The following is a 13,398-nucleotide window of genomic DNA, read 5'->3' as shown; positions in this document are numbered from 1 at the left end:
GTTCGAAGTTCAAAAGGCTCAGGTTTTCCTGAGCCTTTTTGCTATCTGGAGTTTATTCCCTGCCCTTAAAGCGCTGCTTTGATAAGCAATGTACAATTGCAATCCGTGTTCAATGCGCTAAACCCTACAATCATGGCACAGAAGAAAGCGCATGAGGTTGATTCCTTCCTGAAAAGGCTCGATCGAGCCTATCCCATTGTGCTTCTGTACGGTCCGGACAAAGGCCTGGTGAGCGAAAGGGCAGGGAGTTTCATCAAACTAACCGGGCTCTCACAGGATGACCCCTTCGCCGTCATCCGTCTGGACGCCGATGATGTTCAGGCAGAACCTGGCCGTCTTTCCGATGAAGCCAATACAATTTCCATGTTTGGTGGCGAGCGCCTGATCTGGGTCCGTAACGCATCAGCGCAAAAGGGATTGGCCGATGCCGTAACGCACCTGACCAAAACACCACCCGTAGACACGTTTATCCTCATTGAGGCTGGCGATCTGAAAAAGGGCGCAGGCCTGCGTGGCATTGTCGAACAAAGCGCCAGTGCCATGGCACTGCCTTGCTATAGTGACGATGCCAAGGGGATCGATGCAACCATTGACGATATGCTTGCAAGGAATCAGTTGCAGATCACGCTGGATGCCCGCAATCTGCTAAAGGAAAGCCTTGGCGGTGACCGTTTGGCGACCCGTGCCGAGCTGGAGAAAATTTGCCTTTACGTTCATGGCCGGGAACGCATCACCATTGAGGATGTTCGCGATATCATCGGCGATGTCAGTGCAACATCCTACGAGACGATTATCGATGCGCTCATGACTGGCAATCTCAACGATTTTACCCACGCATTTGATCGGGTAATCGGCTCGGGTTCATCAAGCTTCCTCATTCTGAACTCAGCTATACGGCAGTTCCAGACGCTTCAGTCCCTGCGTTACGGCATGGAGACAGAAGGCAAAAATGCCGGTTCCGCCGTGGCAGGTGCACGGCCGCCTGTATTTTTTTCAAGACGCCGGCTTGTGGAGACAGCATTGCAGCGCTGGACAACGCAGACATGCGCCAGAGCCATTGAAAGATTGCAAAAAACCGTTCTGGAAAGTCGTCGCAACGCGGTACTATCCATTCCGATCATTCGGCAATCACTTATAGCTTTGGCTGCCGAGGCTGCGCGAGCAGGGCGGAGCGGGCGTTAGGTAACGCACGCAAGAATCCGCGACTAGATAGAGAATAAGCATTTGAATTAAAACGATAATATACCGTTACGTCACGCTAGCTTTGCAGGCGGCGGCAAATTTCATCCAACTGCTCCAGCGTCGTATAGTGAATACGCACATCCCCACCCTTTGCCTGGTGGTTAACCGTAACACGCATCCCCGTGACATCGGAGAGCAGCTTTTCCAATGCCCGCGTATCGGCGTCTTTATTCTCATCATTGTCGGCCTTGACTTTGGGTGCCGCTGGTTTGTTTCCGCCGCCCTGTGCCAGAGCTTCAGCCTGACGAACCGAAAGACCATCGCGAATGATCCGATCAGCAAGAAGCCCGGGATTCTCCGCTGTGATCAGCGTGCGCGCATGCCCGGCTGAAAGAGCACCGTTCGTAATATGGTCACGCACTGGCTCAGGCAATTTCAGCAAACGCAGCGTATTGGCCACATGACTGCGGCTCTTGCCGATCACCTGCGCCAGATCCGCCTGCGTGTATTCGTGATCATCGATCAGCTGCTGATAGCCCATACCTTCTTCGATCGGGTTGAGATCGGCACGTTGTACGTTCTCGATAATAGCCAGTTCAAGTGCAACGCGGTCATCCACTTCGCGAATAATGACAGGAACTGTTGTTAGACCGGCACGTTGCGCGGCACGCCAGCGCCGTTCACCGGCAATCAGTTCGTAGCGATCTGCCGAATCCTTGGCAGGGCGAACGACAACGGGCTGAACGATGCCATGCTCTCGGATCGACTGTGTAAGGTCTTCAAGATCAGCTTCCGTGAACAGGCGGCGCGGATTGCGTGGATTGCGACTGACAAACTCAATAGGAACCTGACGATCCAACGTTGCAATACGCGGAGGAACGTTTTCTTCCGGTAGACGGTCCATCTCTCCAATGAGCGCGGCAAGACCACGACCGAGGCGTTTTTTTGACGGATCTTCATTCATTGTCATAGGCTCTCATAAATGTTTCGTATTCGAATCGATATCAAGCGGCGCGTAAATGCCGCTCTCTTTGAATAACTTCCGATGCAAGCTGCAGATAAGCCTGACTACCGGCGCACTTCAAATCATAAAGGATGGCCGGTGTTCCATAGGATGGTGCTTCTGATACCCGAACATTGCGTGGGATCACGGTACGATACACCTTATCGCCCATAAATGAGCGCACATCATCAACGACTTGCGTCGCAAGATTGTTACGGCCATCAAACATTGTCAGCACGATCCCCTGAATGGTCAATGACGGATTGAGGGCCGTGCGCACCTGATTTACCGTTTCCAGCAACTGACTTAAACCCTCCAGAGCAAAGAACTCACACTGCAAGGGGACAAGGACAGAATCGGCAGCCGCCATAGCATTCATCGTCAAAAGGTTGAGGGATGGCGGGCAATCAATCAAAATATAGGTGAAAGGCGAGGCGGTATTGTTACCCCGAAACGCCTTACGCAAACGGGTGGCGCGATCTCCGGACCCGGCGATTTCCATTTCAACACCAAGAAGGTCAAGTGTCGATGGGATCAATGAGAGATTGGGAACTGCCGTTGCAATTGCTGCCTCTTCAACCGACGCAGTCTGCATGAGAACGTCGTAGGACGACAGTTCACGATTTTTGCGGTCAATTCCAAGCCCGGTGCTGGCGTTACCCTGTGGATCGAGATCAACAATCAACACATTCTCACCAATGGCCGCAAGCGCCGTAGCCAGATTGATAGCGGTCGTGGTTTTGCCCACACCACCCTTTTGGTTGGCTATGGTAATGATACGAGTCTGACTGTTCATCACTGTCTTCCCAAGCAAATCATCGTTATCGACGACCGAAATCGAAAAGTGGTGTTACTTTACCGCCGAATTGCGCCGCACATTGCTGATCTGCAGCACGACCGACTCAACATCAACCACACTTGGATGTTGTACCAGATCAAAGGACCAGCCGTCACGGCTTTCCTCGATCTCCCGCCGGTAATCCCGGCCTTTTTGGAAAAGAGCCGTTGCACCACCTGCCAGCCAAGGCTCAGTAAGTACAAAAAGCTCCTTAAGGGGAGCAAGAGCGCGCGCGGTAATAACATCAGGAGTTGGAATTTTCGCCCAAACAGCATCAATTCTGGCGGAATGAACTATGCCAGGCGTCGCGAATTGAGCCAAAGCAGTGCGAAGAAAAGCTGCTTTCTTGCCATTACTCTCCACAAGGTCGATCTTTGCGCCTGCATTTTCCTTCAGGAGAATGGCGAGAATAACGCCCGGAAAGCCACCGCCCGAACCAAGATCAAGCCATTGTTTAGCATCAGGGAGCAAGGGATAGAGCTGAGCACTATCGATAATGTGCCGCTCCCACAACTCATCCAGCGTGGCAGGGGAGGCAAGATTGATTGCTTTTGACCATTTTCGAAACAGGTCTTCAAAGCCTATCAGGTCCGCCACTGTTTCACGTGAAACAGTTGGCAAGACTTCCCGCAGTCGCTTCTCGCGCCGATCGCTCACGCTACATCTCTCGCAATAGAGCTGCGACGTATTTGCGCAATAATTAAAGCGAGTGCTGCAGGCGTCATGCCATCAATACGCTGTGCTTCGGCAATGGATCTGGGCTGACGCTGCTGAAGCTTTTGTTTCAATTCATTGGACAGTCCCGAAACTGCCGAAAAATCGATGCTCTTTGGAATGAGCAGTGCCTCTTCGCGTTCCATCGCCGCAACATCGGCTTTCTGTCGCTCGAGATAGACAGCATATTGCGCTTCAATCTCGAGCGCTTCTGCTATCCGCCCTGTGACTGATGTCAGTTCTGGCCAGATAGCGGTGAGGCGGGCAAGGTCGATATCGGGAAAGGCAAGAAGCTCATAGGCTGATCGGCGGACGCCATCTTGGTTCAAATGCAAATTCACCGAAGCTGCTGCATTTGGCGTGATATTCAGTCGCTTAGCCATCTGCCGCACCGCATCCAACTCCTGCGTGCGTTTCTCGAACCGCGCTCTGCGCGCAGAGCCAAGAATTCCCAAGTCATCCGCCATTGGGGTAAGCCGCTCATCTGCATTATCAGCACGCAAAGAAAGTCGAAATTCCGCACGAGAGGTGAACATTCGATAGGGTTCGCTGACGCCGCGCGATGTCAGATCATCGACCATCACACCAATGTAAGCCTCGGTACGCTGTATAACGAACGGTTCACTGCCGCTTGATAGTCGGGCCGCATTGAGGCCGGCCAACAGACCCTGTGCAGCTGCCTCTTCATATCCAGTCGTTCCGTTGATTTGTCCGGCAAGAAACAGACCACCAATACGTCGCGTCTGAAGGCTCCGATCCAACTCGCGTGGATCAATGAAGTCATACTCAATGGCATAACCCGGTTGCAGCATAATCGCATGCTCGAGGCCAGGTATTGTCTTGAGAATTTCCAGTTGCACTTCTTCGGGAAGCGAAGTGGAAATACCATTCGGATAAACCGTATTGTCATCCAAGCCCTCGGGCTCCAGAAAAATCTGGTGGCCATCGCGATCGCCAAACTTGACGATCTTGTCCTCTACCGACGGGCAATAACGCGGTCCAATGCCTTCAATCGATCCTGAATACATGGCTGAACGATGCAGATTCGCACGGATCACCGCATGCGAAGCGGCTGTTGTACGTGTGATCCCGCAATCGATCTGAGGATTGGTGATAGCATCCGTCATTAGTGAGAAGGGCAGCGGATCTTCGTCCGCAGACTGAACGTCAAGAGCCTTCCAATCGATTGTACGCCCATCCAGACGTGGGGGTGTTCCGGTCTTCAAACGCCCCAAAGCAAATTCATGCTTGGCCAATGTGTCGGATAAACCAAGCGCCGGGGCTTCACCCATTCGTCCAGCCGGTATTTTCTTCTCACCAATATGAATGAGCCCACGTAGAAATGTTCCCGTTGTCAGAACAACCGAACCACAGGATAGAACACGTCCATCCATCAGCTGTATGCCCGAAATCTTTCCATCTCGAATGACGAGATCATTGGCGCCACCTTCGATAACGGTCAGATTCGGCTGTTCAGCAATGGCCGACTGCATGGCAAGACGATACAATTTCCGGTCGGCCTGTGTGCGGGGACCACGCACCGCCGGGCCCTTTCGCCGATTGAGCAGACGAAACTGAATACCGGCAGCATCAGCGACGCGGCCCATCAAACCATCCAGAGCATCAATCTCGCGGACAAGATGGCCTTTCCCAAGACCACCAATCGCTGGGTTGCAGGACATCACGCCAATCGTGCCAGCTTTATGCGTAACCAAAGCGGTTCGCGCACCAAAGCGAGCGGAGGCTGCTGCGGCTTCACAGCCTGCATGTCCACCACCAATGACAATAACGTCGAAATTATCTTCCACGAGCCAAACTTTCCGAGATTCGAATTAAGTGCCTTGATGAGCAAAACAGCGCCGTGAGTCAAGTGTGAGTCAAGGAACGATGTTTCACGTGAAACAATTCGATGACGTCAATCTGGCAATTGATGCCCCAATTGTTTCACGTGAATCATTTTCCGATACAGAACTGGGAGAATACCACATCCAGAATATCTTCAACATCCACGTCGCCGGTAATCCGCCCCAGTGCGTGGGAAGCCCGGCGTAGATATTCCGCCCGTACCTCCAGCGGAGCATCCTCATCCACCACCGCTTGATTGATCTCGCGGCTGGCCTCCGTCAGCAGTTCCATGTGACGTCGACGTGTTGGCAAGGGATCTGAGAGGCTACCCGCGGCCGTCTCGGCTTTGGTCCTCAAGGTATCAAGGAGTTCCGCCAAACCAGTATTGGATTGAGTCGACAATGTTAGATCAAAGTCATCTGACGTTGTTTGATGGCGTAAATCTGTTTTCGTGCCGACCCGCAAGACGTCATTGCCTGCAAGCTGCTCGAAGGGAATGGGTAGAGGGTGGGATATATCGATAAGTGCCAGAATCAGATCTGCAGATGAGGCGCGTTCAAGCGCCCGATCAATGCCGATTTTCTCCACCTTGCCTTCTGTTTCCCGTAGGCCCGCTGTATCTGTAATGAGTACAGGAAGGCCGCCCAAATCAAGCTTGATCTCAATGAGGTCCCGCGTTGTGCCAGGCTCATCCGAAACAATAGCAACATCACTCCCGGCCAGTGCATTCAACAGACTGGATTTACCTGCATTCGGAGCGCCAATGATGACGACCCGAAAACCATCACGGATGATGGCACCACGCTTGCCGTCCGCAACGTGCTTTTCAATCCTCTCTGCCAAATCCCGCATCGATAGCCAGACCTGATCGGAGACTGAGCCGGGCACATCGGATTCATCGGCAAAATCCAGCTCCGCTTCAATTAGAGCGCGTGCGCGGATCATTTGCGTGCGCCAGGAAGAATAGAGTTGAACCTGTGACCCGGACGCAATCTGCAGGGCGAGGCGACGTTGCCCATCGGTTTCCGCCGCTATCAAATCTGCGAGGCCTTCCGCTACGGTCAGATCGAATTTTGCATTGGCAAAAGCGCGCCGCGTGAATTCGCCCGCCTCGGCAAGCCGGCAGTTCTCGAATGTGTAGAGAAGTGAAATCATGGAATCCACGACGGCGCGCCCGCCGTGCAGATGAAATTCACCACAATCTTCGCCGGTAAAACTGTTCGGATTGGGGAAGAACAATACGAGTCCCCGATCAACGAGATTTCCTTCTCTGTCCTTGAACGACCGCAGCTCGGCACGGCGTGGTTCTGGAAGTCGACCGCAAATTGTTTCGATAACGAATCGAGTTTGGGAGCCGGAAATACGCAGCACCGCCACGCCCGACGGCAAACGCCCGCTCGACAGGGCGAAGATGGTTTCAGGAAAATTCTCGTTCTGTTTCATTTGTTACTGTCCGCGTCTACACTCGCAGCCTTGATAGACCTCACGGCACCATTCGGAAAGAGCAGAGTCTCCAATGTATCAGCAAGCCAATTTGCTCGGACAGGAATCCAGTCCCTATTTGCGGCAACACGCCCATAATCCCGTTCACTGGCGACCTTGGGGGACGCTTGCATTGCAGGAAGCACGGGAAACAGGCAAACCCATACTGCTTTCCGTGGGCTATGCCGCCTGCCACTGGTGTCACGTCATGGCGCATGAGTGTTTCGAAGACCAGCAAGTGGCTGATCTCATGAACGCCCACTACGTCAACATCAAAGTTGACCGGGAAGAGCGGCCGGATATTGATCAAATCTATATGGCTGCGCTTGGAGCTATGGGAGAACAAGGCGGCTGGCCGCTTACAATGTTTCTCACCCAGGATGCAAAACCCTTCTGGGGGGGAACCTATTTTCCCAAGAACTCGCGCTATGGTCGGCCAGGATTCATAGATGTGCTGCAATCCATTGACCGGGTATGGCGCGAAGACCATTCCCGTGTTGTCCAGAATGTCGATGCGCTTACGGATCATGTCAGCGCCCGCCTTGATGCAAAAGCGACTGCCATCCCGCTCGACAAGGAGCTCTTTGATCAATTCGCCGTCAATATAGCGGGCATGATTGACATGAAAAAGGGTGGTCTGACCGGCGCGCCTAAATTTCCCAATGCTCCTTTTATGGACACACTTTGGCTTTCCTGGCTTCGGAGCGGCAATATTCAGCACCGCGACGCATTCCTCAAAAGCCTGCGAATGATCCTCCAAGGCGGGATCTATGATCATCTCGGCGGCGGGCTGTCGCGATATTCCGTCGATGATGACTGGCTTGTCCCGCATTTTGAGAAGATGCTTTACGATAATGCGCAATTCATTCGTCACGCGACTTATGCCTATGCGGAAACCAAAGATGAATTGTTCCGCATACGAATCGAAGAGACTGTTGATTGGTTGAGGCGGGAAATGCTGGCAAATGGTGGGCGTTTTGCCTCAAGCCTTGACGCGGATAGCGAAGGGGAGGAGGGACGTTTCTACGTTTGGTCCGCGAGCGAAATTTCAGACGCGGCGGAGTTTCAAGCGTTCAGAACCACCTATGACGTCACGCCTGAAGGAAATTGGGAAGGCAAGACAATTCTGAACCGCCTCAAATCTCCCGATGCCATCGACGCAGATACTGAGACAGATCTATTGAAGGTCCGGCAAATCCTCTTTGCTCAACGTGAAAAACGTATCCATCCCAATCGCGATGACAAATCATTGACTGATTGGAATGGGCTCATGATTCGCGCGCTGGCGGAAGCATCGCGTGTTTTTGAGCGCGCGGATTGGCTCGAATTGGCTATCAACTCTTATCGTTCCATATCCGAATCGATGGTCGACGGGCGCTTGCCACATTCCGTTCTCGGCCAATCGCAACTGTTTCCCGGTCTTTCATCGGATTACGCAGCTTTGATTAACGCGGCAGTCTCTCTGTATGAGGCCACGCAGGACAAAACGTTTCTCAGCGACGCAAGCCGCTGGCTCGAAGCCCTTGATCGCTGGCACATGACCGCTGACGGAAATTACGCACTCAGTGCCGCCGACAGTACTGACGTCATCATCCGCGTGCGTGGCGACCAAGACGAGGCAATACCCAGCGCTACGGGACAGATCCTCGAAGCAATTATCCGTCTGGCAACAACCACTGCGGACTATGCGCTACAACAGAGAGCTGAGAAACTTGCAGAGAATGCTATTGGCCGCGTTCTTGAACAGCGCTATGGCCAGGCCGGCGTTCTCAACAGTGCCAGCCTGTTGCTTGAACCGATGAAGCTTGTCCTTGTCACCACCGATAAAGAGCATCCACTTATCCGTATTGCGAATAGCCACCCAGATCCTCGGCGAACCGACATATGGATAAAGTTCGAAGAGAATACAAAAATTGAGCTCGTGCCCGGCGCCGGTGAATTCACCATAAAAAAACCCGCAGCCTATCTGTGCCGCGGGTTTGTTTGTCTGGCTCCTGTGGAAACGGCCGAGGCGCTCGCAGAGCTGCTTAAGCCGAAACCGTCAGAGCATTAGGTATTCATTGAATCGAAGAACTCGCCATTCGTCTTGGTCTGCTTGAGCTTGTCGATAAGGAACTCGATTGCATCTGTTGTACCCATCGGAGCGAGGATACGGCGCAGAACAAAAATCTTCTGCAGATCCTGACGCGGTACAAGCAGGTCTTCCTTACGTGTACCGGATTTGAGAATATCCATTGACGGGAAGATACGCTTGTCAGCAACCTTGCGGTCGAGCACGATTTCCGAGTTGCCTGTACCCTTGAATTCTTCAAAGATAACTTCATCCATACGGCTACCGGTATCGATCAAAGCCGTCGCAATAATGGTAAGCGATCCACCTTCTTCGATATTACGCGCGGCACCAAAGAAACGCTTCGGGCGCTGCAATGCGTTGGCATCCACACCACCGGTCAGTACCTTGCCGGATGATGGCACGACGGTGTTGTAGGCGCGGCCAAGGCGGGTAATGGAATCGAGAAGAATAACGACGTCACGGCCATGCTCAACAAGGCGCTTTGCCTTTTCGATGACCATTTCCGCCACTTGAACGTGACGGGATGCCGGTTCATCGAACGTAGAAGAGACAACTTCACCCTTCACCGAGCGCTGCATATCCGTCACTTCTTCCGGACGTTCATCAATAAGAAGAACGATCAGATAGCATTCCGGATGGTTTGCGGTGATTGAATGAGCAATGTTCTGAAGAAGAACAGTCTTACCGGTACGGGGCGGAGCGACGATCAGACCGCGCTGGCCTTTACCAAGTGGTGCCACCAGATCAATGACACGAGCCGACAGATCTTTGGTAGTCGGGTTTTCCAGTTCCATCTTGAAGCGCTCATTTGGATAGAGCGGCGTCAGATTGTCAAAATGGATCTTGTGGCGAATCTTTTCCGGGTCTTCGAAGTTGATCGTGTTGACCTTGAGAAGAGCAAAATAACGTTCGCCTTCCTTGGGTCCACGAATCGGACCTTCAACCGTATCGCCGGTTTTCAGTGAAAACCGCCGGATTTGCGACGGTGAAATATAGATGTCATCAGGGCCTGGGAGATAATTTGCATTGGCAGAACGCATAAAGCCGAAGCCATCCTGCAATATCTCGACCACACCTTCGCCGATAATCTCGACATCCTGGGAAGCCAGTTTTTTCAAGATTGCAAACATCAATTCCTGTTTGCGCATGACACTGGCGTTTTCAACTTCCAGTGTTTCAGCAAACGCCAGAAGGTCTACTGGCGTCTTGTTCTTGAGTTCTTGTAGTTTCATTTCCTGCATGTGTGCGGAACTCTTAATTCTATAGGTTTGAAATGGGGAAGGGAAATGACGATGCCGGAATGCAGTGCCATGTATGAATGGCTGAAGATCGCTATGGCGGTATTTCCAGAGAGGAGCCCTTATCTAGCCAATCATGACTGCAAGGGCAAGAGGTTTCATGAGTAGTATTGATATCAGGCAGAAAATAAAATGATGAGTCAAAATGGCTTTATGATGACCATGATGACAATAATGATCATCAGGAGCGTCGGCACTTCGTTCATCATGCGCCAAAAACGAGCAGGTTTTTCGTTTCTGTCTTCGGCAAACATCCGTACAGCTTTGGAAAAATAGCCGTGAAGGCCAGATAAAATCAGAACGGCCAGAAATTTAACATGGAACCAGCCATCCATATAGGCAGCAGTTTTCCAGGCAAGCCAAAGTCCAGCCGCCCAGGTTACCATCATTGCCGGCGTTATAATTGCTTTGAGCAGGCGATGCTCCATCACCTTGAAGGTTTCCGACTGGATCGAACCTTTTTCCGCAGCGCAGTGATAAACGAACAAGCGTGGCAGATAGAGCATTCCCGCCATCCATGAAATAACGGCAATCACATGCAACGCCTTGACCCAGAGATAGGCCGCATCGGGATATAGATAAACCAGAGTAACAATGATGAGGGCGAGAACAACACCAATTGCCATAGCCATTGGCGCCGTTTTCTTCGAACCTTGCGCCGGTATCTGGTTATTACTCATGATCGATCCTTCATTGCTTCCTAGGACTTGGCTTGCCGCACGCGGGCGACCATTTGTTCCACGTGGGACACCGGCGCATCCGGCGTGATGCCATGGCCCAGGTTAAAGATGAGGGGTCCGTGACCCAGCCCATCCAGAATTGCATCGACACCCTCATCCAGAGCCCGGCCGCCCGCAACCACACGCAAAGGATCAAGATTACCCTGAATAGCGCCGTTGCCTTGAAGCGATGATGCGAGTGAAAGCGGTACGGTCCAGTCCAGTCCAAGAGCCGTAACGCCGGTTCGTTCACGATAATTCACATAGAGTGCCCCGGCCCCCTTCGGAAAACCTATAATTGGAACGTCAGGATGAGAAGCGCGTACTTTTTTGACGATCCGGGCCACCGGAGCGATACAGAATTGCTCAAAGCAGGTTTCGTCCAGAACGCCAGACCAGGAATCGAAAATCTGCACGGCATCAGCACCGGCATCAATCTGCCTGATCAGATACTCAGCCGAAACATCTGCCAGTTCATCCAGCAGTTTCTGGAAGGCTTCAGGATTTCTATAGGCGAACAATCGGGCCGGCGCCTGATCCGGCGTACCGTGCCCCGCTATCATATAGGTCGCTACGGTCCAGGGAGCCCCACAGAAGCCAAGCAATGTGGTTTCCTGAGGCAGTTGCTGCCGGAGGAGCCGCACCGTCTCGTAGACAGGCTCCAGCCGTTCTACAGCACCATTGGGTTCGAGCCAGAAGATACCTTCCGCATCAATCGGGGTCATCAATGGACCTTTGCCTTCTTCAAAGCGAAGATCGCGCCCAAGTGCATGTGGTACGACAAGGATATCCGAAAACAGGATAGCTGCATCAAAGCCAAAACGGCGAATTGGCTGGAGTGTCACTTCAACGGCCAAATCCGGTGAATAACAAAGATCGAGAAAGCTCCCGGCGTTCTTTCGCACTTCCCTGTATTCGGGAAGATAGCGACCGGCTTGGCGCATCATCCAGATGGGAGGCGGAAAGACTGTCTCGCCTCTAAGGACTTTCATCACTTTGCGAACCATTCCATCTCTCTCCAGCTTTGTCCTACAAAAAAGAAAATTTGATATTTTCTAATTTTCTGATTCTTAGAGTCTGTTTGTATCGGGAATTACCAGATTGCCAGCATTTTCCCACAGGCAACAACATCGAAGCCAAACTGGGAAAACCATAAAGCAAAATTCTGAGAAAGCGGAAATAAAGACGAATAACATTATTTATCAACGAGTTATGGAGCATACACCTGTGGATATTGGTGTGGGAAAACACGGAATAATGGACGAAGAGTCGCAACAATCCCCAGATCGCAATACGCTTGGGAAGAGTCATCCACAAGTGGGCTCGCTGTGGATGACTTGCCAATAATTCACATGGCTGCCATTGCTTGTTCAAAACCGGGAGATTTCTCCCCAGTCATCAACAGGGAGTGGAGTTTTCTGTGACAAAGCCAGTAAACTACTTCCATCTTCATATGATTTCTGATGCGACCGGAGAGACTCTCTTGGCGGCCGGGCGGGCGGCAGCCGCGCAATATGTGCATGCGCGCGCCATTGAACATGTCTATCCGCTTATTCGTACGGAAAAGCAGATCAAAAAGGTACTCGACGGGATCGATGCGGAACCGGGGATTGTCCTTTATACGATTGTCGATAAGCGGCTGGCGGCAATGATCGACGAAAGTTGTGCAACCATCGGCGTACCCTGTGTTTCGGTGCTTGAACCGGTCCTCAGTATTTTCCAGTCCTATCTCGGTGCTCCAGCTGGACGGCGTGTTGGTGCGCAGCACGTCCTCAATGCTGAATATTTCAGGCGAATTGATGCACTGAATTTCACCATGGAACATGATGATGGTCAGCTGCCACTGGATATAGAAGAAGCCGATGTCATCCTGATTGGAATTTCGCGGACATCAAAGACGCCGACCAGCATTTATCTTGCCAATCGCGGCGTCAAAACAGCCAATGTTCCAATCGTACCGGGCGTGCCCATTGCAGATGTCATTATCAATGCGGAAAGACCGCTGATCGTCGGACTGATCGCGTCGGCAGAACGGATATCGCAGGTGCGCCAGCACCGCGTTCTGGGAGCAACGCCGGGTTTCGACACGGATCATTATCTCGACCGGGCCAATATTATAGAAGAGCTCTCCTATGCCCGGCAGATCTGCCACCGCTACAATTGGCCCATGATTGACGTATCACGCCGGTCTATTGAAGAAACAGCCGCGGCCGTTCTTGCCCTGCGTTCGCAAGGGCGATAAC

Annotated in this window: 11 protein-coding genes; 3 read left to right on the top strand and 8 right to left on the bottom strand. The window is 52.2% G+C overall.

All coding sequences use genetic code 11. From position 1 onward, the window contains the following. The first annotated feature begins 132 nt into the window (after positions 1 to 132). Positions 133 to 1,182, top strand: coding sequence for a DNA polymerase III subunit delta (gene holA, locus BLU05_RS09075; RefSeq protein ID WP_091879379.1), 1,050 nt, complete (start codon positions 133 to 135; stop codon positions 1,180 to 1,182). Between the two features lie 76 nt (positions 1,183 to 1,258). On the opposite strand, the gene BLU05_RS09070 is transcribed toward holA, so the two are convergent. The 5 genes from BLU05_RS09070 to mnmE form a co-directional block, all read right to left on the bottom strand. Continuing rightward, positions 1,259 to 2,146 (bottom strand): ParB/RepB/Spo0J family partition protein, encoded by an 888-nt coding sequence (locus BLU05_RS09070; RefSeq protein ID WP_091880202.1) that lies wholly within the window; start codon positions 2,144 to 2,146, stop codon positions 1,259 to 1,261. Between the two features lie 40 nt (positions 2,147 to 2,186). After that, entirely contained in the window at positions 2,187 to 2,981 is a 795-nt protein-coding gene (locus BLU05_RS09065; protein WP_091879377.1) for a ParA family protein, read from the bottom strand. A gap of 54 nt (positions 2,982 to 3,035) precedes the next feature. Beyond that, complete coding sequence (gene rsmG, locus BLU05_RS09060) at positions 3,036 to 3,680, bottom strand: 16S rRNA (guanine(527)-N(7))-methyltransferase RsmG (protein ID WP_091879376.1); 645 nt, start codon at positions 3,678 to 3,680, stop codon at positions 3,036 to 3,038. After that, positions 3,677 to 5,545, bottom strand: a complete 1,869-nt coding sequence (gene mnmG, locus BLU05_RS09055) for a tRNA uridine-5-carboxymethylaminomethyl(34) synthesis enzyme MnmG (protein ID WP_091879374.1) — start codon at positions 5,543 to 5,545, stop codon at positions 3,677 to 3,679. Before mnmG ends, rsmG begins: the two co-directional genes overlap by 4 nt. A gap of 145 nt (positions 5,546 to 5,690) precedes the next feature. Then, positions 5,691 to 7,025, bottom strand: a complete 1,335-nt coding sequence (gene mnmE / locus BLU05_RS09050) for a tRNA uridine-5-carboxymethylaminomethyl(34) synthesis GTPase MnmE (protein ID WP_091879373.1) — start codon at positions 7,023 to 7,025, stop codon at positions 5,691 to 5,693. 73 nt (positions 7,026 to 7,098) lie between these two features. Between mnmE and BLU05_RS09045 the strand changes: the two genes are divergently transcribed. After that, on the top strand, positions 7,099 to 9,117 hold the full coding sequence (locus BLU05_RS09045; RefSeq protein ID WP_091879371.1) for a thioredoxin domain-containing protein: 2,019 nt from the start codon (positions 7,099 to 7,101) through the stop codon (positions 9,115 to 9,117). On the opposite strand, the gene rho is transcribed toward BLU05_RS09045, so the two are convergent. From rho to hemE, 3 genes are all read right to left on the bottom strand, one after another. Further along, complete coding sequence (rho, locus tag BLU05_RS09040) at positions 9,114 to 10,379, bottom strand: transcription termination factor Rho (RefSeq protein WP_091879370.1); 1,266 nt, start codon at positions 10,377 to 10,379, stop codon at positions 9,114 to 9,116. The genes BLU05_RS09045 and rho overlap by 4 nt on opposite strands. Before the next feature lie 197 nt (positions 10,380 to 10,576). Beyond that, positions 10,577 to 11,068, bottom strand: a complete 492-nt coding sequence (hemJ, locus tag BLU05_RS09035) for a protoporphyrinogen oxidase HemJ (protein ID WP_091880201.1) — start codon at positions 11,066 to 11,068, stop codon at positions 10,577 to 10,579. A gap of 68 nt (positions 11,069 to 11,136) precedes the next feature. Continuing rightward, positions 11,137 to 12,162 carry a uroporphyrinogen decarboxylase gene (gene hemE, locus BLU05_RS09030; protein ID WP_091879368.1) on the bottom strand — a complete coding sequence of 342 codons (1,026 nt, stop codon included), beginning with the start codon at positions 12,160 to 12,162 and terminating at the stop codon, positions 11,137 to 11,139. Positions 12,163 to 12,575: 413 nt separating this feature from the next. Between hemE and BLU05_RS09025 the strand changes: the two genes are divergently transcribed. Beyond that, positions 12,576 to 13,397, top strand: a complete 822-nt coding sequence (locus BLU05_RS09025; protein ID WP_091880199.1) for a pyruvate, water dikinase regulatory protein — start codon at positions 12,576 to 12,578, stop codon at positions 13,395 to 13,397. Position 13,398: the final 1 nt, after the last annotated feature.

It is taken from the genome of Phyllobacterium sp. OV277, assembly GCF_900104355.1.
Taxonomy (GTDB): domain Bacteria; phylum Pseudomonadota; class Alphaproteobacteria; order Rhizobiales; family Rhizobiaceae; genus Phyllobacterium.
Note: the sequence above shows the minus strand (reverse complement) of the source record. Positions and strands in the feature narration are given on the sequence as shown.

Bases quoted from the DNA above. Each gene is read 5' to 3' on its own strand.
- BLU05_RS09045 (WP_091879371.1), top strand. From the start codon at position 7,099: ATGTATCAGCAAGCCAATTTGCTCGGACAGGAATCCAGTCCCTATTTG.
- BLU05_RS09070 (WP_091880202.1), bottom strand. From the start codon at position 2,146: ATGAATGAAGATCCGTCAAAAAAACGCCTCGGTCGTGGTCTTGCCGCG.
- BLU05_RS09065 (WP_091879377.1), bottom strand. From the start codon at position 2,981: ATGAACAGTCAGACTCGTATCATTACCATAGCCAACCAAAAGGGTGGT.
- hemJ (WP_091880201.1), bottom strand. From the start codon at position 11,068: ATGGCTATGGCAATTGGTGTTGTTCTCGCCCTCATCATTGTTACTCTG.
- hemE (WP_091879368.1), bottom strand. From the start codon at position 12,162: ATGGTTCGCAAAGTGATGAAAGTCCTTAGAGGCGAGACAGTCTTTCCG.
- rho (WP_091879370.1), bottom strand. From the start codon at position 10,379: ATGCAGGAAATGAAACTACAAGAACTCAAGAACAAGACGCCAGTAGAC.
- holA (WP_091879379.1), top strand. From the start codon at position 133: ATGGCACAGAAGAAAGCGCATGAGGTTGATTCCTTCCTGAAAAGGCTC.
- mnmE (WP_091879373.1), bottom strand. From the start codon at position 7,025: ATGAAACAGAACGAGAATTTTCCTGAAACCATCTTCGCCCTGTCGAGC.